Origin of the sequence: Bacillus cereus group sp. N31, from assembly GCF_016483245.1 — a bacterium.
GTDB classification, from domain to species: Bacteria; Bacillota; Bacilli; order Bacillales; family Bacillaceae_G; genus Bacillus_A; species Bacillus_A toyonensis.
On sequence record NZ_JAEHCH010000025.1, the window covers coordinates 22,121 to 41,562 of the forward strand.

A 19,442-nucleotide genomic window follows, 5' to 3' on the forward strand; every position below is an offset into this window, starting at 1 on the left:
GCTATACTTGACGTATGTTTATGTTGTAACTATAATTGTTACGATTCATTATGTATACGAAAGGGTGAATGGAAAAAGTGAATGAAGTTAATCACGAAATATGTAAACCTGTAAAGATGAACAGGTTATGGATGATTCTTGTATTAGGAACACTTACGGCAATTGGGCCGTTATCTATTGATATGTATTTGCCTTCGTTACCGAAATTAACGGATGATTTACAAACGGGTGCATCCCTTGCGCAGCTTACGTTGACAGCATGTTTACTTGGGCTTTCAGTAGGACAATTATTTGTCGGTTCAATTAGTGATATTTACGGAAGGCGCAAACCTCTTATTATGGCTCTTATTATTTATGTTGCTTCTTCATTACTTTGTGCTGTAGCACCGTCTATTTGGACTTTAGTGCTTTTACGTTTCTTACAAGGCGCTTCGGGCTCTGCTGGTATCGTTATATCCCGTGCAATGGTAAGAGATATGTACTCAGGTTCTGAAATGACGAAGTTTTTCTCATTACTTATGTTAGTAAACGGAGCAGCACCTATTTTGGCCCCGATTATCGGGGGGCAATTATTACAGTTTACAACGTGGCGTGGTGTCTTTATCGTTCTTGGAGCAATTAGTGTATTTATGTTAATCTCGGCTACTTTCGTATTACGTGAAACATTACCTCCTGAAGAAAGAGAGACAGGTGGTTTGTCAGGAACATTGGCGACATACGGAAAGCTTCTGAAAGATCGCTTGTTTATGGGATATGCATTGTCACAAGGATTAGTAACAGCGGCAATGTTTGCCTACATTTCGGGATCACCATTTGTGTTGCAAAATATATACGGGGCATCACCACAGCAGTTTAGTTTATTCTTTGCGATTAACGGTATCGGTATTATTATTGCCAGCCAAGTTACTGGTCGTTTAGCAGGAAAAGTGAATGAGAAAACATTATTTGTTTCCGGTATTATTATCGCCGCTGTTGGTGGCTTATCTCTACTACTTACAATCGTATTAGGAATAGGTTTCATTGGTGTTTTATGCTCGTTATTCCTTGTTGTATCAAGTGTTGGGGTTGTATCGACAACCGGCTTCTCGTTAGCAATGAGAAATCAAAAACAAGCGGCAGGAACAGCATCAGCTTTACTAGGCTTATTACAGTTTATTTCAGGGGCACTTGTTGCACCATTAGTAGGTATTGGTGGAAGTAATACGGCATTGCCGATGGGTATTGTGATAGCTCTTTGTGAAATTGGTGCTGTATTATGTTATCTATTTATGGCCAGAAGAAGTGAAAAGCAGTTTGAACTGCAACAAAGACAAAATTTAGAAGCTTAAATTATAAAAAAGAGTTGATTCAAATATTTTTGAATCAACTCTTTTTTCATTTCTTTGAAATAACTCATACAGCTTTGTAAGGTGATGCAAAAGTTATTTGCATAAAGTGACGATACTGTGACAAAAATGTTGGTATATATATTAAGGTATCCTCTTAAGTGTAAAAAGTAGGGCGTTCTCGGTATAATAACAAGTGGAGATAAAAGAAACTATAGATAGAAGTAGATGTAGATAAAAGGAGAAAAAGAGATGAAGAAGGTTTTGGGTATTGCTGTAATGGGAAGTATGATTCTGCTAGCGGGGTGTAATGGAAATAAAGATACGAAAGAACCGAAAGAGAAGGTAGAGCAATCTACAGAACAAACAGAAGAGATGAAAGAATACCTTGCAGTACATGAAAAATATGATATAAAAATGAATAAAGAAATCAATAAAGCACTGCAGTTATTTGAAGTGGCAAAGGAAAAGGGCGGTAAGGAAATAACGAATGCTACATATAAAGAAGATGTGCAAAAAGTAACAACGAGCATGTTAGAAGATATTGATAATATACGTAAAGAAATTCATGTTCCGAAGTCGAAAGAGCAAGAACATGAGGTATATGTTGGTTTCTTGAATGAATCGGAACAAGCGATGAAAAAATTACAGAAGTTAGCTAAAGAAGAAGATTCATCATTAATTCGTGATATAGAAATTAATTTTGCAACAGCATCGACATACTATAAACGTTTTCAAACAGAAACGAAAAAATAACCTTGCACATGCAAGGTTATTTTTTCTTCTTACCATCACCATCTTCATCTTCGTATACTAACACTTTCTGCTCTTCGTGAAATTCGGAAATAGTTTGTCCGGTAATATTATCGAAGGGTGTGTAAAAAGAAGTAACGCTTTTCTTTTTAATGAAAAGTTTATAAAATCCAATGATAACAAGTATGACAATTGTTAATGGCAGTCCTATAGTTGCTAGAAGTAAGGAATCCATCATATAGCTCCTTTAATATCATTTCTTTATATTATAAACAAAAAACTGCGATTTAGATAAATGGCCTCATTAAAAACTGATTTTTCTAAATATATCCAATTTGATTGACTTTTCATTTTTTCAGAATTATAATTCGAAATATACAATTTGAACCAAATAATAATATAGCAATTTACTTATCCAGAGAGGTAGAGGGACTGGCCCTATGACACCTCAGCAGCGGGTTCTGTAATAGGAACACCGTGCTAATTCCAGCAAGCAAGTCTTGAAAGATAAGTGATGGGCCTTTGTTTATTAAGCCTTGATCTTATTTTTTAAGATCAAGGCTTTTTGTATTCTAAAAAGAGAAAAGGGAGTAATGGAAAAAGTACGTTCATAAAACTAAGTAAATATATATGTTTAGGGGGTTATTGAAGTGTATGTAATTAAAAAATTATCGGTTATGGTGTTCACACTATGGGTTATTACGACAGTAACATTTCTAATTATGCATATCATTCCGGGAGATCCATTTTCATCAGATGCAAAAATCTTTCCTGAAGAAGTGATTCAAAACATGAGAGCGAAGTATCACCTTGATGAACCGTTGTGGAATCAATATGTTGCTTATTTAGACGGTGTAGTTCATTTTGATTTTGGTGAATCTGTTCAATCAACCGGGCAAGGTGTATCAGAAATTATAACAACTGGCTTTGGTCCATCAGCAATTATTGGTCTACAAGCACTTGTTATTTCATTGTTAGTCGGAATTGCTGCAGGTACATTTGCTGCTCTATATCATGGGAAAGTAATTGACTATAGTGTGAGTTTGCTCGCAATTCTCGGTATTTCTATTCCAAGTTTTATTTTAGCACCACTATTTATACAAGTATTCGCTATTCAATTTGAGCTTTTACCAGTAGCGTCTTGGGGAACATTCGAACATACCGTATTACCATCTTTCGCATTGGCGTTAGGTCCAATTGCGGTTATTACAAGGTTTGTTCGTTCTAATATGATCGAAGTATTGCAGAGTGATTATATTAAGCTAGCAAGAGCGAAAGGCATACCAATTAAGAAGATTATTATAAGACATGCTCTTCGAAATGCGATTGTTCCAGTACTTACATTTGTTGGACCGTTAATGGCTGGACTTTTAACAGGGACTTTCGTTATTGAAAAAATCTTTTCAATTCCTGGCCTAGGAAAATATTTTGTAGATAGTATTTTTAACCGAGACTATCCGGTGATTATGGGAACAACAATCTTCTATAGTGCATTATTAATTACTTGTATCTTCATTACAGATATTATTCACCGCATTGTTGATCCGCGTATTCGTTCTATTACATAAGGAGGGGGGATATTTAAATGGGAGCTTATGAAATTAATGAACAGTTATTAACGAAAGAAGAGAAAAAAGAATTAACGATAAATAAAAATCAGCAAACGATTAGCAGAAAGAAAGAAGTGTTTCGTAAGTTTATATCGAATCCAATCGCAGTTTTAGGAACAGTGACGTTATTGCTAATTATTGTTTTCTCGCTTATTGGCGAAAGTTTAACTTCATTTACTGCGAGTGAACAAGTAAAAGAGGCAACAAATTTACCGCCGAGTAGTGAACATTGGTTTGGAACAGATGATCTAGGGAGAGATATTTGGGCACGTACTTGGGCTGGTGGGAAGATTTCACTAACAGTTGGATTAGTAGCAGCTGCCCTCGATATAGGGATTGGTGTACTGATTGGTGGATTTAGTGGATATGTGAGAGGGCGTAATCGCCTTGGAACGTTAATTGATGAGTGGATTATAAGAGGAATTGAAGTATTATATGGCATCCCATATTTACTAATTGTTATTTTACTATTAATTGTTATGAAACCAGGTCTTTTCACCATTATTATCGCCCTTGCATTAACGGGATGGATTGGAATGGCTCGTCTCATTCGAGCACAAGTATTGTCTTTAAAACAACGAGAGTTTGTTATTGCAGCAGAGCGATTAGGTACATCACATATGAAAATTATATATGGGCATTTAATTCCGAATTTAACAGGGATTATTATCGTCAATTTATCATTTACAATTCCAGCAGCTATTTTTTCAGAATCATTTTTAAGCTTTATAGGACTTGGGGTACAATCACCAGCGGCAAGTTGGGGGACGATGACGAATGATGCACTCGGGACATTATTGAGCGGAGAATGGTGGCAGCTATTTTTCCCGGCAATCATGATTGCACTCATTATGTTCGCATTTAATGCAATTGGTGATGGTTTGCAAGATGCAATTGATCCAAAAATCGTAAAACGGAATCGAAAGGAGAAAAAACATGGGACAGCTCTTATCTTTAGAAAACGTAACGTTAGCCGTTGAAAAAGAGAATAGTAAGCAAGCAATTGTGAAACATGTTTCCTTTTCTATTAACGAAGGTGAAATAGTTGCACTTGTAGGAGAAAGTGGTTCAGGAAAAAGTGTTACAGCACAATCCATTATCGGCTTGAATCAAGAATCAATTCATATCGATGATGGAAATGTATCTTTCCAATCAAAGGAATTAACGAATTTACAAGAATTAGAATGGAATCAAATTCGCGGAAAAGATATTTCCTTTATATTTCAAGATCCGCTTTCATCTTTAAACCCAACGATGAAGGTAGGCAAACAAATTACAGAAGTAATTTTGCAACATGGGGAAAAATCGAAAAGAGAAGCAAAGGGAATTGCGATTAACTTGCTAAAAGATTTAGGGATACATGAAGCAGAGAAACGCTTTGAGCAATACCCACATCAATTAAGTGGGGGGATGAGGCAACGTATTTGCTTAGCAATTGCATTTGCTTGTCATCCAAAGCTTGTAATTGCAGACGAGCCGACAACAGCGTTAGATGTAACGATTCAGAAACAAATTATGGGGCTATTAAAAGAAAGAAAAGAAAAACAAAATACGAGTATTTTATTAATTACACATGATTTGGCACTTGTACGTGAAGTAGCTGATCGAGTAGTTGTTATGTACGGGGGACGTGTTGTTGAAAAAGGAACGATACAGGAGGTAATAGGTTCTCCTAAACATCCATATACGAAAAGCTTATTACAAGCAATTCCGAATATGGATGATTCCGAAAAGGTATTACGTGCTATAGAAGGAACGACACCTTCCATTGAAACATTAAATAGCTTTGGTTGTCCTTTTGTAAATCGTTGCCCAGTAGCGATAAAAGAATGTATTCATCGTTTCCCAGAGAGAACAACATATTCTAAGGAGCATAGTTCACATTGTTGGCAGCATGTTCTAGAGCATAATAAAGCGAAATCAAAAGAGAAGGTGAATGCCTCATGACGACAGATTTAATTACTGTAAAGCAAGTAACGAAAACATATGGAAGTAAAAGTAAAGAAATCACAGCGTTAAAAGACATATCACTTTCTATCCCGAAAGGAACAACACTTGGCATTATTGGTGAAAGTGGTTCAGGAAAAACAACACTTGGAAAGCTCATAGCGGGGATTGAGAGTCCAACGTCTGGTGAAATTAATTATAACGGTCAAGTTGTTCACACGCTGAAGTCAGCTCATAAGCGAGATTTTTTACAGAAAGTACAGTTCATTTTTCAAGATTCCACAGCTGCATTAAATCCGCGCTGGAAAGTACGCGATAGTGTAACGGAAGGTTATATTTCATTCGGTTTAGGTGATAAAGGGCTGAAGGATAAAGTAGCAGGTGATGCGCTAGAGCGTGTTGGATTAGATAGAAGATATATTGATCGATATCCGCATGAATTTAGCGGAGGACAACGTCAACGTATCGCTATTGCAAGAGCGTTATTGTGTGAGCCAGAAGCATTGATTCTTGATGAACCAATTTCAGCATTAGACGTTTCATTGCAAATTCAAATTGTACATCTGTTGCAAAAAATTCAAAAGGAACAAGGCTATACATATTTGTTTATCGCACATGATTTACCGATGGTTCACTATTTATGTGAAAAAGTGGCTGTTTTATATAAAGGAGAACTTGTTGAATCTGGAAATACGGACGAAGTATTCCGTAATCCACAACATTCTTATACAAAAACATTATTAGCATCAACACCAAAAATTTTAGGTTAAAGGAGAATGTAGGATGAAGAAGTTTTTACTGTTTATCATTATGACTGTTTTAGCAATTACTTCGGTCGCTTGCGGTAAGAAAGAGACGCAAAAGGCGAGTGCTGGTAAGGGAGAAGGCGATCGATTAGTAACGAATATTAGTAGTGATCCGTATACCCTTGATTCTGCCATTGCGACAGATAGCACGTCAGGTTATATAATTGGGCAGTTGTTTTCAAGTTTATATACGCAAGATAGTGATGGGAAATATCAAAATGAATTAGCAGAGAAAGAAGAAGTAAATGCTGATGGAACTGAATATACAATCCATTTGAAGAAAGATATTAAATGGTCAAATGGTTCTCCTATTACGGCAAATGATTTTGAATTTGCATGGAAGCGATTATTAAATCCGAAAACGGGTTCTATGAATGCGACAGAAATGTATTTTATTAAAGGGGCAGAGGCATATAATACTGGAAAAGGTGAAGAGGGACAAGTTGGTATTCAAGTCGTTGATCCTCAAACATTAAAGGTAACTCTTGAACATCCAGTTGCTTCTATTAAACAAAAATTAGCAAGCTCACTATTTATTCCATTATCTAAAAAGTCAATTGATGATAATAATAAATTAAAAACAGATCCAAAAGAGTTAATTACGAATGGGCCATTCACGTTAAAAGAGTGGAAGCATAACCAGGCAATTACAGTACAAAAAAATAAAGAATTCTACGATAAAAAGGTAACTCTAAAAGAAATTGAGTTTCGTATTATTCCAGACTCTAAAACAGCGTATCAATTATTTAAATCAAAAGAATTAGATTTACTAAGTAGCTTACCACAAGAGATGATTGAAAAAGAAAAAGGAAATAAAGAATATAAGCGTGTTGCAGGATTCTCATCTTATATTTACTCGTTTAACGTAGAAAAAGAGCCGTTTACAAATGCGAAGGTACGTAAAGCATTTTCATTAGCGGTTGATCGCAAATTTATCGTTGAAAAATTGTATAAAAATAATGCGCAAGAAGCATATGCATTCGTTCCAGAAGGAGCAAAAACACAAAGTGGCCGTGATTTCCGTAAAGAAAAAGGTGATTACGTTAAATTTGATCCAGCAGAAGCGAAAAAATTATTAGAAGAAGGTATGAAAGAACAAGGATGGTCTACATTACCTGAAGTAACATTAAAATTCACTACAGATACACAACATAAAAAAGTAGCAGAAGCAATGCAAGAAATGTTTAAGAAAAATCTTGGCGTAGATATTAAATTAGAAAATAAAGAGTGGAAGAGTTACATCGACACATACAAGCAAAGTGATTTCCAATTAGCCTATATGGGGTGGGGCGGCTCTTTATTAGATCCAATTACTAAACTAGATTTATATGCAGGTGATGGTCCGAATAACTATGCAAAATGGCATAATAAAGAATTTGACGCTTTAGTAAAAGAAGCAAAAGTTGAACAAAACGAAGATAAGCGTTTTGACTTATTGCATAAAGCGGAAGATATTATGTTTACAGATTCACCATTAATCCCAATTATTTTCCCAAGTGCTTCATATTTACAAAAACCATCAGTATCCGGTGTCCAATTCATTATCGGTTCTAGTCCAGAACTAAGGTACGCAAAAATTAAAAAATAAAGAAGTAGGCAACCGCCTACTTCTTTATTTTATTTCTCTTTTATATTCTTTTTTCGTTCCATCAGAGAAGACAACTTCTAAATCGAATTTTTGATAGTCTTTATCAAGTTTGAACACGTTCACTACTTGATCGATTACTTCTTGGTCAGCAGTATCTTTATCAAATTTTAATTCTTGTAGAAGTGGGCTTAATTTTGTGATAGCCTCGTCTCCTGTTAATTTTACATCTGCTTTATGATCTTCAATTTTTGCTTCCATTTTCTTATCAGCTGCTACATTTTTATAGTCTGCTTCGTAGTCTTTCTTTGTATCTTGGTAGTCTGCCTTTAAATCGAATTCATTGAAGTTTAGTTTTAAATCTGCAGGAGCCTCATTTTTTGCTTCTTCAGTCGTCTTTTTATTAGAAGTTGTGTCTTCTTTTGCAGGAGCTTTACATCCTGTTAATGCAGGTACTAGCATAAGAGCTAATAAAACTGATAGTAGAATTCTCATTATAAATTCCTCCTTATGTAAATTCGTTCTATACAAGTTTTTCCCAAAAACATGTAATTATGTATGTGTTGAAAATAAATTATTATCCTGCAGTCATAAGGGCTAATCCGCAATTTAAATCAAAAACGATTTGTATGTATATGGTAAATTGAAGTTGTGAGGGAGGGACTAAAATGCATGAAGAATATAAAGAGATAATAAAAAAATCAATTGAATATATAGAGAATCACTTACATGAGGAGCTTACAACAGAAAGAGTGGCATCTCACAGTGCAGTATCGATGTACCATTTTCATCGCATCTTTCAAAGATATGTTGGGATGAGTGTAACGGATTATGTTCGTAAGAGAAGATTAACTCATGCTGCACAAGATTTGGTCTCGACTGAAAGAGCGGTCATTAATATTGCAGTGCAATACGGTTTTTCCTCACAAGAGGCATTTACTAGAGCTTTTAAAAGAATGTTTCAATTACCACCAAAAAAATATCGAAAGTATTTCCAGTCATTTTATATAGAAAGAGAGGGGATTTCAATGGAAAAAGGTATACCGAAAGGATGGGTATTAAGTGGAAGTCATCCCGCTGAATATGAGATGGGTTTAGATTACGAAATTGCTCATCAAGGAAAAGTATCTGCATATATAAAAGCAAAAGAGAACGTTACGCACGGAGGATTTTCAACATTAATGCAAATGTTTCGAGCGGATAACTATGTAGGTAAGAGATTACGTTTAACAGCATTTATTAAGAGTGAGAATGTAAAAGATTGGGCAGGATTGTGGATGCGAGTAGATGGAAAAAATACGGAGCCGATTGCTATGGATAACATGCAAAATCGTCCAATTAAAAATACGAATAACTGGCAATCGTACTCGGTTGTATTAGATATAAAAGAAGAAGCACTTGGTATTGCATTTGGTGTTTTATTATCAGGAGAAGGTTGTGTCTGGCTAGATAGTATTCGATTTGATGAGGTGGATGGAAAAATTCCTGTAACGGATTTGGCAGAAAGTTTTTATAAAACTCTTCTAGAAGAGCCAATGAACCTGCAATTTGAAGAAATGGAAAAAGAATGAGATAAGGAGAAAATGTATGCTCCAATATGTAAAACTAATAAGTATTAGTTTAGTAGCGTCATCTTGTATTATGGGAATTAACTATTTAATTAGCTATCTTTGGTCAGGGCATATACCTTCTTTGACGTGGAAAACATATTTGATATTTGCATTTATATTTATTATGAGTTTTAGTTCAATACAAAAAGATGGGAAAGAGGATTGTTGACAATAGTCTTCTTCGCATTTCTTTAACACAAATGTTTATTCCTATATGTGGGATTATTTCCCGCAACATGCGTAGCGAATGGCTACTACAAAATAATATTTGCCGGAGTTAATTTAGAGAAAATATTATCTCATTATTATTTATTAGACTAGTTACACAATTAGTAGCGGGGCTCACTATAGGTATAAAAGAAATGATAAAGGACAGAGACCTTGTAATTAATGAAGTACACAGTAAAAAGGTATCCTTCAATTGGATACCTTTTTATTAGTACTTATTATTTTGCAACTTCTGCCCACTTGTAGTTAAATTCACCGCCGAAGTCAGTTGTTACAAGTCCTTTAATGAAAGAGCGTTGTAAGTAAGAGCGACCTTGTTGGTACAAAGGAGCGACAGCGCCATCTTGTAATAAGATTTTTTCAGCTTGTTTCATTGCTTCCCAGCGTGCTTTTTCATCGCCAGCTAAATCTGTTTTCACTTTATGAATTAGCTCGTCGTACTCTTTGTTAGAGTATTTATCAAAGTTATAAGCACTATCTGTTGTGAATAAATCTAAGAATGTAATAGGATCAGCGAAGTCAGGACCCCAGCCATCAATTCCGATTTCATAATCACCACTTAATAGTAATTTCAACTGTTGTTTACGTGGTTGTGGCTTTAAATTCACTGTTAATCCATCTAGATTCTTTTCCAGTTCACCTTTTAAATATTCGCCAGTCTTTTTAGCTAAAGCATTATCACTTGTTAATAGTTCAAGTGTTACTTTGTCAGTACTAAGTTCTTGCTTCGCTTTTTTCCAGTTTTCTTTCGCTGATTTCACATCATCTTTGACTAGGTTTCCGTTTTCTTTGCGGAAGTCAGTGCCCTCTGGGCTCTTTGCAAATTTCGCAGGAACCATTCCTTCAGCTGGAACAGCACCGTTATTTAAAATTGTTTCTACGTATGCTTTTTTATTCATTGCGCCGTTAATAGCAAGGCGTGCATGTTGATTTTTTAATACTTCATTTTTTTGATTGAGTCGTAAAAATTGAATGCCGACTTCAGCACGTTCTTTGAAGTTTGGATCGCCCTTATATTTATCAACAAACTCCGCAGTTAAAGCAACACGGTCAATTTGTCCTGAATCATATAAGTTAACTTCTGTAGACTTATCTTTAACGACATTGAAGTTGATTTCTTCTAATTTTACTGTTTTAGCATCCCAATAGTTAGGATTCTTCTTTAATTGGAAGCCTTGTTCGTGCTTCCAGTTATCTAATGTGAAAGCACCGTTGTAGATTAAATGATTTGTTTCTAAACCGTATTTATCACCTTGCGATTTTAAGTAATCTTCATTAATTGGTAAGAATGTTGCAAATGTCGTTAAGCTTAAGAAGTAGGGAACAGGACGGTCTAGTTGTACTTCTAAAGTTTTGTCATCAAGGGCTTTGACACCTAATTGATCAAGTGGTAATTGTTTTTGATTTATTTGTTTTGCATTCTTTATATCGAAGAATAAGAATGCGTATTCGGCAGCTGTTTCAGGATTTACGGCACGTTGCCAAGCGAAGACGAAGTCTTTTGCTGTAACAGGAGTACCGTTTGACCATTTCGAATCACGAAGATGGAATGTATATTTTGTTTTATCAGGACTAACGTCAACCGACTCAGCGACACCAGGAATTGGTTTATTATCTTCGCCCATTGCATATAAACCTTCAAAAACATTTCGCATTACGTTCATGGATTCCCCATCCGTTGCTTTTGCAACATCCATTGTTGGAATTTCTGAAGCGAATGATAAGTTAATTGCTTGTTTATCAGGTACTTTATCGTTTGCTTTCGCTCTGCTTGCATTATCTTTATTTCCCCCGCAAGCAGTTAGTAATAGACTTGCCCCTAAAACAGATGCAACAACAGGTACAACTTTTTTCTTCATTGTTCGTTCCTCCCTAAATGTGTTGTTCGTAACGTCATAATGTCCATGTCTTGAAGTAGCTATAGAAGGAGATAAAACCTATTATAAATATTTGTTTATAGGTAATCAGGTGTTCTATATGTATATACATGTTGAGCTATAATCTATCGTTATATGTTTCAACTTAGTAGACATTATATTTTGATGGTGAAATATTTTGTTTCTTTGATTATTTAGAATATTAACACTGGAAAGAACTATATGTCAATAATAAAAATAGAATGTTAATTTCTTAGAATAATATATTAAAAAAGTATATTCTCTTGTGTGAGAGAACCTACTTTTAATATATTTTGCTAAAAAAACAATTGGTGTGGGCTAATAATAAGTGGGGATGAAGACCCCCCACTTATTAAGGTTTTACTTTATTTTTCAATTTTTGCCCACTTGAAGTTTAATTGACCTGCAAAGTCTACTTGCACAATTCCTTTCACATAAGAACGTTCTAAATAAGATTCGCCTTTTTGGTAAAGAGGAGCGATAACAGAGTCTTTAAATAATATTTTCTCGGATTCTAGTAATGCTTCCCAGCGAGCTTTTTCATCACCAGCTAAAGTTGTTTTCACTTTTGCTATTGTTTCATCGAATTCCTTATTAGAGTAATGATCTAAGTTGTAAGGGTTATTCGTTGTAAACAATTCAAGGAATGTAATTGGATCAGCAAAGTCAGGGCTCCAACCATCAATTCCGATTTCGTAGTCACCTTTTAATAAGAGTGAAACTTGTTGTTTACGTGGTTGCGGTTTTATATTTACTGTTAAGCCCTCTAAATTCTTTTCTAATTGACCTTTTAGAAACTCACCAGTCTTCTTCTCAAGGTCACTGTCACTTGTTAATAATTCTAATGTTATCTTTTCAGAACCTAGTTCTTTTTTTGCTTTTTTCCATAATTCTTGTGCAGATTTCGTATCAACTTTTGTTAAATCGCCGTTTGTAGCACGGAAGTCTTTTCCATCAGGACCTTTTGCAAAGTTTTTTGGCACAAGACCAAAGGTTGGTGTAGAGCCATCATTTAATAACGTATTGACAAAGGACTTTCGATCAATCGTTTGATCAATTGCTTGGCGTGCAGAAACGTTTTGAAGTACTTTGTTTTGTTGATTCATACGTAAAAATTGTACCCCTACGTTCGGACGTTCTTTAAAATTAGCATCCTTTTTATATTTATCAACGAAGTCAGATGTTAGTTTTATACGGTCTAATTGTTTAGATTCGAATAAATTTACTTCTGTTGATTTTTCTTTTACGATGTTGAAATTGATTTCTTCGATTTTGACAGTATCTTTATCCCAGTAGGTAGGGTTTTTCTTAAATTTAAAGCTTTGTTCATGCTTCCAATCACTTAGTGTAAAAGCTCCGTTATACAAAATTGTATTATCTTCTAAAGCGTACTTATCACCTTGTGTTTTAAAGAATTCCTCGCTAATTGGTAGAAATGTTGGGAACGCCGTTAAGCTAATAAAGTACGGAACAGGACGCTCTAATTCTACCTCAAACGTATGGTCATCAACTGCTTTTACACCAAGTTGATCGGCTGGAAGCTCTTTGTTGTTAATTTGTTTTGCGTTTTTAATATCAAAGAATAAAAATGCATATTCAGAGGCTGTTGCTGGGTCAACAGCTCTTTGCCAAGCGAAGACGAAATCTTTCGCTGTAACAGGAGTACCGTTTGACCATTTTGAATCTCGCAGGTGGAATGTGTACTTCGTTTTATCGCCACTTACTTCATGGGATTTTGCAACGCCAGGGACAGGTTTGTTACCTTCACCAAGATTATACAAACCTTCAAATACGTTTCTCATTACTTGACCGGAATCAGTATCTGTAGCACGAGCTGTATCCATTGTTCGTATTTCAGAAGGTGAAGATAAGTTTAAAACCTGTTTACTAGGTGCCTCGTCTTTTGCATTTGCTCCGCTAGCTTCGTTTTTATAACTACCGCAACCAGTTAATAAAATACTTACTCCTACAACTGATGCGATACCGGGTACAAACTTCTTTTTCATTCGATTTTCCTCCTAAATAATTAATAAGATTGGATGATGATGAGGGAAATGAAAAAAAAAAAATCCCTCTTTTCTGATTGAGAAAGAGGGATTTTCACATACAAGTTATGTACCCGTATATAAACGAAGTCCCTCATTCTATCTTTCAAGCATAAAGCTTGCAGGAAGTGGCACAGTATTCAAAATGAACCTGCTGCCGAGGTTTCAAAGGGCCAGTCCCTCCACCTCTCTTGATACAATGAGTAAACGAATAAATTTTATTAATTTTTGTGTTTCTTTGATAATTCAAAATCTTACACCTTGGATAATGAAGTGTCAATCAAACGGAATATAGTTTAAATTTTCAGTTTTCTAAAGTGAAAAAAACCACTGCACATGGCAGTGGTTTTTCTACTAGAAGTTAAAGTTATCTGGATCTGGACCGACGCGATGATTTTCATTCAAAGCTTGAATTGCTTTCATATCATCCGAGCTTAATTCAAAATCGAAGATGTTTGCATTTTCAATAATGCGGTGCTCTTTAATTGATTTAGGAATCGTTACAACTTCATTTTGTAAATCCCAGCGTAAAATAACTTGTGCAGTTGATTTACTATATTTTGTCGCAATTTCTTGTAATGTTGGATGATCCAGTAGTTGCCCTTGCATTAATGGTGACCAAGCCTCGAGCTGGATGTTATGTTTTTTACAGAAAGCATGTAATTCTTCTTGTGCTAAACGAGGGTGGTATTCCACTTGGTTGACCATTGGCTTAATTTCAGCAATTTCAAATACGTCTTGTAAGTGGTGAATGTGGAAATTACTCACACCGATAGCACGAACGCGACCATCTTTATAAAGCTTTTCTAACGCTTTCCATGATTCAGTATATTTCTCTTTTACAGGCCAATGTACTAAATATAAATCTAAATATTCTAGGCCTAATTTCTCTAATGTAGTTTCAAATGCTTGAAGTGTTGTTTCATAACCTTGATCGCTATTCCATACTTTTGAAGTGATAAATAGCTCTTCACGAGGAATACCAGATTCGCGAATTGCTTGACCAACGCCTTCTTCATTTTGATAGATTGCTGCAGTATCGATGCTGCGGTATCCGTTTTTAATAGCTGCTTTTACAGAATCAATTACTTCTGATCCGTCCTCTACTTTAAACACACCTAAACCGAACCAAGGCATTTTTACACCATTATGTAATGTTGTATAGTCTTTTAAACTTGTTAAATTCATATTATTTCCCCCTAGCTTTTTTATTTGTTGCTTCAACTGCTTGTTGAATGACTTCTGAAAAATTATTTTCATATAGAACTTTTAAGCCTTCAGCAGTTGAACCTCCTGGTGTTGTTACTTGTTCTCGGAGCATAGCTGGATCTTCGTTTTGTTGGAGCATAGCGGCAGAACCAGCAATCATTTGAATGACAAGGTGGTTTGCCGTTTTCTCATCAATTCCATAGTTTTTCGTCGCTTCAATTAAACCTTCAGCAAAGTGATAGAGAAAAGCAGGTGCACTACCAGTAATGGCGGTAAGTTGATGAACTTCCTCTTCAGTACAAAACTGTGAGGTACCAATACCTTTTAAAAGGAGTTGTAGCGTTTCTTGATGCGTTTCACCTACGGAATGTCCCGTCGTATATAAGGAGATGGACTTTCCGATTTCGGCAGCTGTATTTGGCATAATCCAGGCAACAGGTGTCCCTTGAGGAAGCCTTTTTTCTAAATAAGATGGTCCAATCCCGGCAGCAACGGTCACAACGAATTGCTCAGTTAGAAGAGGAGATAACTCCTGTAATAACTGTTCATGTGCAGCTGGTGGCATTGCTAAAACAATCGTATCAACGGATGTAATATGCTGCTTCCAGTCTGTAGTGATGGACACATTATATCGCCCTTGTAATTGTTCTAGTTTTTCTATGTTGCTTCGGTTGGAAACGATAATTTCTTCGATATATTCTTTACTCGTTTTAAGTAACCCGGAGAAGATAGCTTCTGCCATACGACCGGCACCAATAAATAAAATTCGATGTTTAGTAAGCATATCCTTTATTCCCTTCTAGTAGAGATATGTTATAAAAAACGATACCATTTTTAAGAGAATTTTGTAAAAAGAAAAGACTTACCGTATATGGAATAGATAATGAGGGGGTTTTTGAATAAGGGAATTCATGATAAAAATAAGAGGAGTTCCTTATACTGGTGATATGGAATTTATTACACATCTGGGGAGAGATAAATATGGTTAGAAGTCCACTTTTTTTACTCATTTCTAGTATTATTTGCGTATTGGTTGGATTTTACATTCAATCGAGTTATATTGAAATTTTCGCATCGGTTATGGGGATTGTTAATGTTTGGTTATTAGCAAGAGAAAAAGTATCCAACTTTTTATTTGGTATGATTACTGTTACGTTATTTCTGTATATTTTCATTATACAAGGTTTATATGCAATGGCAGTATTAGCAGTCTTTCAATTTATATTTAATGTATATGGTTGGTATTATTGGATTGCACGTAGTGGGGAAGAAGAGGTAAAAGCAACTGTTCGTTTAGATTTAAAGGGGTGGACCTTTTATATAATTTTTATTTTAGTTGCTTGGGGCTATTATCAAGTCCGTTATTTAGAATCAACAAGTCCATATTTAGACGCTTTAAATGCTGTATTAGGATTAGTAGCTCAATTTATGCTAAGTCGAAAAATCTTAGAGAACTGGCATTTATGGATTTTGTATAACGTAGTTAACATTGTAATTTATATTTCCACTGGTTTATATGTCATGCTAATATTAGCTGTTATTAATCTCTTTATATGTGTAGCTGGTTTGCTAGAGTGGAAGAAGAACTATAAAGGACAAGTGCGTGTAAATAATTATATTTAGAAAATAATTAAAATCGAAAAAACCCCTGGGACACATATGCCTCAGGGGTTTTTAATAGAATATAAGTTTATGCTTTTGTTAGACCAAGTAATACAGCGCCGCCGATAATTAAAACACTACCTAGTGCAATAAAGATCAATTGACGTTTTGTTTTCTTTTCACCTAAGAAGACAATCGCACCGAATGTCGAGATAACGATTCCAGTTTGAGATAATGGGAAGCTTGTCGCTACTCCGACACGTGGTAATGAAAGAAGTAAGAATAAGTTTCCTGTTCCCCAAAGTAAACCAGATAAAGCATTACGAATTGCATATTTGTTAAATGGCTTATGTTTAGATGTCAGTACAACCGCACCGACAAACATACCAACTGCTTGTGGTAAAATAGCAGACCAACCATCAATGTTATACCAACGAATAATAATTACATATACAAGATAGCCGAAAGTAGAAACAATTAGAGTAAGAAGTCCTTTTTTCAATTGTCCTGGTGGCTGTGCATTTTCTTTATCATCTAATGATGTGAATACAACACCAACTACGATTAATAGGATTGCAATCGTTCCCATAATGATCGTTGTTGTAGTAGTCCACTCGCGGAAAGCGATAACTCCAAAGATAGAAGTTGCAACAAGTTGCATACCAGTAGAAATCGTTACAGTAGTAGAAACACCTAACTTTTCAACTGTTTTTAATTGGTTTACTTGTCCTAAAGCCCAGAATAAACCTGAAATAAAACCAACAATCAAGATTGTCATTGTTAAAGCTGGTTGAGTAAATACATACATAACTGTTGCGAAGAATAGAGCACCGATTGTCATACCTACCGTTTGGCTATATGCACCACCGCCCATTTTTACGCTTACTAATAAGATGTTTCCCCATGCAATTGCAGGAAGAAGCGCTAATAAAATGTCCATTACAAGACTCCCTTCGGTTTGCTATACCAATATAATTACATATCGTTCTAACGATCGGTAATGCCCCACTAATAGAGTAGAAGATTACCGATCGCTAAAACAGGATGAAGAATTCACGATATAAATGCGTTTTCATTTCTTCATTTTTTCAAACACCTCCATATAATAACAGGAAATTGCCTATTTTAGAAAGTAAATTCAAATAGAATGTATATTTAAATAAAAGGTAAAATTCAGTCACTTTATATAGTATTTTTTATTTCCTAAGAAATAAAAAAGCAGCTTTTGTCGAAAGCTGCTTTAAGAATTAGTAATTTTTTTATTAATGAGCTGAATACATAGGAGAAATATGAGTGACATACTGATAGTGATAATTACAAGTGTCCAAGCGAGTTGCATATTACTTGCATCAATGGCCATATAAATTGCTGTTGGGATTGTCTGTGTTTTGCCAGGAATATTCCCAGCAAACATGAGTGTAGCACCAAATTCTCCTAGTGCACGAACAAAGCTTAAGATCATACCGCTTAGTAATGCAGGAAATGCAAGCGGTAGTGTAACGTGTAGAAAAACTTGATATTCACTGGCGCCGAGATCGCGAGCGCCCTCTTCAATTTGTACATTTGCGATCGAAAATCCTGTTTTTGCTGATTGATACATGAGCGGAAATGCGACAACTGTAGAAGCAATGATAGCAGCAGTAGATGTGAACATAATGGACTGCTGAAATAACGATTCTATCCACTTTCCAATGGGGCTGTTATTTCCAAAAATAATAATGAGAAAAAAGCCGATTACAGTTGGCGGAAGTACCATTGGTAATAAGAAAATAGTTTCTAGTATTACTTTATATCTCCATGAGGAGCGTGCTAGTGACCGACCGATAATCGTTCCTAAAATTGTGACGATAATGGTGGCGTATGCAGCTACTCGTAAAGATAAAAAGACAGGTGACAAAATATCATCAAAGTTCATGGCAATTATGATAGGACTGTAAATCCATATTTCTTAAAGATAGATTGTGCATCTGTTGACTGCAAATATTCATAAAATGAATTCGCCTCTTTCTTATGCTTCGATTCTTTTATAACGCCTAAAGGATAATGGATTGGCTCATGAGAAGTAGCTGCTGCCGTCTCGCCAATTTTTACTTTGTCTGAAATGAGAGCATCTGTTTTGTATACAATACCAGCATCGACATTACCTGTTTCTACATATGTTAACACTTGGCGAACATCTTTTGTAAATACGATTTTATTTTGAATGTCATTCCAAAGATTTTCATGTGTGAGAGAAGCCTTTGCATATTTCCCAGCGGGTACAGATTCAGGTGTACCAAGTGCGATTTTTTTGATTTTCTCATCTTTTAAATCTTGAATTTTTGTAAGAGAGCTATCTTTTGGGACGACTAGAACTAGTTCATTTCCAAGAAGGTTTTTTCCTTCTTTTTCATTAATGAATCCTTTTTTAACAAGTGTTTGGAATTTATCTTCTGCTGCAGAGAAGAATAAATCAGCAGGCGCACCTTGTTCGATTTGTTGTTGAAGTGCACCAGAAGCACCGAAGTTAAAAGAAAGTTTAATATTAGGCTTTTTCTCTTTATATTGTTTTTCAATTTCTTTTAATGCATCTTGTAAGCTAGCAGCAGCTGATATAGTCAGTTCGACTGTTTTTCCCTCTTTAGCAACTGACTTCTCTTTCTTTTCCCCGCTTGTACAAGCAGCACTAAATATAAGAAGGAAAGAAAGTATAAGTGCCCCAATAGATCGTAATGTGAATTTGTTCATAAAAAAATCCCCTTTCGTTTTGACATAATTAATTATAACTAAATATAAATAATTATAACTAGTTATAATTGAATATAATTTGAACAATATGGTTGTT

19 protein-coding genes, 1 pseudogene and 2 riboswitches are annotated in these 19,442 nt (G+C 35.2%); of the genes and pseudogenes, 11 read left to right on the plus strand and 9 right to left on the minus strand.

Annotated features, from left to right (window positions below; genetic code table 11):
• The first annotated feature begins 68 nt into the window (after positions 1-68).
• Together JDS81_RS23950 and JDS81_RS23955 are read left to right on the plus strand one after the other, a co-directional pair.
• Positions 69-1,328 carry a multidrug effflux MFS transporter gene (locus tag JDS81_RS23950; protein ID WP_142311511.1) on the plus strand — a complete coding sequence of 420 codons (1,260 nt, stop codon included), beginning with the start codon at positions 69-71 and terminating at the stop codon, positions 1,326-1,328.
• A 249-nt stretch (positions 1,329-1,577) separates the two neighbouring features.
• The gene (locus JDS81_RS23955; protein ID WP_000756524.1) at positions 1,578-2,081 is read left to right on the plus strand and encodes a hypothetical protein; all 504 of its coding nucleotides are present in this window, start codon (positions 1,578-1,580) and stop codon (positions 2,079-2,081) included.
• Between the two features lie 16 nt (positions 2,082-2,097).
• Here the strand turns inward: JDS81_RS23955 and JDS81_RS23960 are convergent, their stop codons facing one another.
• Positions 2,098-2,313 carry a DUF3951 domain-containing protein gene (locus JDS81_RS23960; RefSeq protein WP_097953599.1) on the minus strand — a complete coding sequence of 72 codons (216 nt, stop codon included), beginning with the start codon at positions 2,311-2,313 and terminating at the stop codon, positions 2,098-2,100.
• Positions 2,314-2,486: 173 nt separating this feature from the next.
• Positions 2,487-2,592: riboswitch (SAM riboswitch) on the plus strand.
• Between the two features lie 136 nt (positions 2,593-2,728).
• Here JDS81_RS23960 and JDS81_RS23965 point away from each other — a divergent pair.
• The 5 genes from JDS81_RS23965 to JDS81_RS23985 are packed head-to-tail and all read left to right on the plus strand — an operon-like array spanning position 2,729 to position 8,029.
• Positions 2,729-3,646 carry an ABC transporter permease gene (locus JDS81_RS23965; protein WP_000289322.1) on the plus strand — a complete coding sequence of 306 codons (918 nt, stop codon included), beginning with the start codon at positions 2,729-2,731 and terminating at the stop codon, positions 3,644-3,646.
• 17 nt (positions 3,647-3,663) lie between these two features.
• Complete coding sequence (locus JDS81_RS23970; RefSeq protein WP_097953598.1) at positions 3,664-4,668, plus strand: ABC transporter permease; 1,005 nt, start codon at positions 3,664-3,666, stop codon at positions 4,666-4,668.
• Positions 4,625-5,635 carry an ABC transporter ATP-binding protein gene (locus JDS81_RS23975; RefSeq protein WP_097953597.1) on the plus strand — a complete coding sequence of 337 codons (1,011 nt, stop codon included), beginning with the start codon at positions 4,625-4,627 and terminating at the stop codon, positions 5,633-5,635. The genes JDS81_RS23970 and JDS81_RS23975 overlap by 44 nt, the downstream gene beginning before the upstream one ends.
• A complete protein-coding gene (locus JDS81_RS23980) occupies positions 5,632-6,405 on the plus strand; it encodes an ABC transporter ATP-binding protein (RefSeq protein WP_097953596.1) in 774 nt (257 codons plus the stop codon). The genes JDS81_RS23975 and JDS81_RS23980 overlap by 4 nt, the downstream gene beginning before the upstream one ends.
• 13 nt (positions 6,406-6,418) lie before the next feature.
• The gene (locus JDS81_RS23985; protein ID WP_097953595.1) at positions 6,419-8,029 is read left to right on the plus strand and encodes a peptide ABC transporter substrate-binding protein; all 1,611 of its coding nucleotides are present in this window, start codon (positions 6,419-6,421) and stop codon (positions 8,027-8,029) included.
• 24 nt (positions 8,030-8,053) lie between these two features.
• On the opposite strand, the gene JDS81_RS23990 is transcribed toward JDS81_RS23985, so the two are convergent.
• Positions 8,054-8,521 carry a YusW family protein gene (locus JDS81_RS23990; protein ID WP_001221551.1) on the minus strand — a complete coding sequence of 156 codons (468 nt, stop codon included), beginning with the start codon at positions 8,519-8,521 and terminating at the stop codon, positions 8,054-8,056.
• Positions 8,522-8,694: 173 nt separating this feature from the next.
• Here JDS81_RS23990 and JDS81_RS23995 point away from each other — a divergent pair, with 173 nt between their 5' ends.
• The 3 genes and pseudogenes from JDS81_RS23995 (at position 8,695) to JDS81_RS30565 (ending at position 10,076) form a co-directional block, all read left to right on the plus strand.
• Positions 8,695-9,597, plus strand: a complete 903-nt coding sequence (locus JDS81_RS23995; RefSeq protein WP_097953594.1) for a helix-turn-helix transcriptional regulator — start codon at positions 8,695-8,697, stop codon at positions 9,595-9,597.
• A gap of 16 nt (positions 9,598-9,613) precedes the next feature.
• On the plus strand, positions 9,614-9,805 hold the full coding sequence (locus JDS81_RS24000; RefSeq protein ID WP_000942528.1) for a hypothetical protein: 192 nt from the start codon (positions 9,614-9,616) through the stop codon (positions 9,803-9,805).
• Positions 9,799-10,076, plus strand: a pseudogene (locus JDS81_RS30565) (hypothetical protein). The gene JDS81_RS24000 and the pseudogene JDS81_RS30565 overlap by 7 nt, the downstream one beginning before the upstream one ends.
• 6 nt (positions 10,077-10,082) lie before the next feature.
• Here JDS81_RS30565 and JDS81_RS24005 read toward each other — a convergent pair.
• From JDS81_RS24005 to proC, 4 genes are all read right to left on the minus strand, one after another.
• A complete protein-coding gene (locus JDS81_RS24005; protein ID WP_097953593.1) occupies positions 10,083-11,723 on the minus strand; it encodes a peptide ABC transporter substrate-binding protein in 1,641 nt (546 codons plus the stop codon).
• Positions 11,724-12,127: 404 nt separating this feature from the next.
• Positions 12,128-13,768: a peptide ABC transporter substrate-binding protein gene (locus tag JDS81_RS24010; RefSeq protein WP_097953592.1), complete on the minus strand. Its 1,641-nt coding sequence runs from the start codon at positions 13,766-13,768 to the stop codon at positions 12,128-12,130.
• A 135-nt stretch (positions 13,769-13,903) separates the two neighbouring features.
• Positions 13,904-14,008, minus strand: a riboswitch (SAM riboswitch).
• Between the two features lie 153 nt (positions 14,009-14,161).
• A complete protein-coding gene (locus JDS81_RS24015; RefSeq protein ID WP_097953591.1) occupies positions 14,162-14,995 on the minus strand; it encodes an aldo/keto reductase in 834 nt (277 codons plus the stop codon).
• Between the two features lies 1 nt (position 14,996).
• Complete coding sequence (gene proC, locus JDS81_RS24020; RefSeq protein ID WP_000956243.1) at positions 14,997-15,800, minus strand: pyrroline-5-carboxylate reductase; 804 nt, start codon at positions 15,798-15,800, stop codon at positions 14,997-14,999.
• 197 nt (positions 15,801-15,997) lie between these two features.
• On the opposite strand from proC, the gene pnuC reads away from it, so the two are divergent.
• Positions 15,998-16,639: a nicotinamide riboside transporter PnuC gene (pnuC, locus tag JDS81_RS24025; protein ID WP_199688629.1), complete on the plus strand. Its 642-nt coding sequence runs from the start codon at positions 15,998-16,000 to the stop codon at positions 16,637-16,639.
• 67 nt (positions 16,640-16,706) lie between these two features.
• Here pnuC and JDS81_RS24030 read toward each other — a convergent pair whose 3' ends face one another.
• From JDS81_RS24030 to modA, 3 genes are all read right to left on the minus strand, one after another.
• Complete coding sequence (locus JDS81_RS24030) at positions 16,707-17,558, minus strand: GRP family sugar transporter (RefSeq protein WP_000353551.1); 852 nt, start codon at positions 17,556-17,558, stop codon at positions 16,707-16,709.
• Between the two features lie 300 nt (positions 17,559-17,858).
• Entirely contained in the window at positions 17,859-18,533 is a 675-nt protein-coding gene (gene modB / locus JDS81_RS24035; RefSeq protein WP_097953589.1) for a molybdate ABC transporter permease subunit, read from the minus strand.
• A gap of 5 nt (positions 18,534-18,538) precedes the next feature.
• Complete coding sequence (gene modA / locus JDS81_RS24040; RefSeq protein ID WP_097953588.1) at positions 18,539-19,345, minus strand: molybdate ABC transporter substrate-binding protein; 807 nt, start codon at positions 19,343-19,345, stop codon at positions 18,539-18,541.
• Positions 19,346-19,442 lie beyond the last annotated feature (97 nt).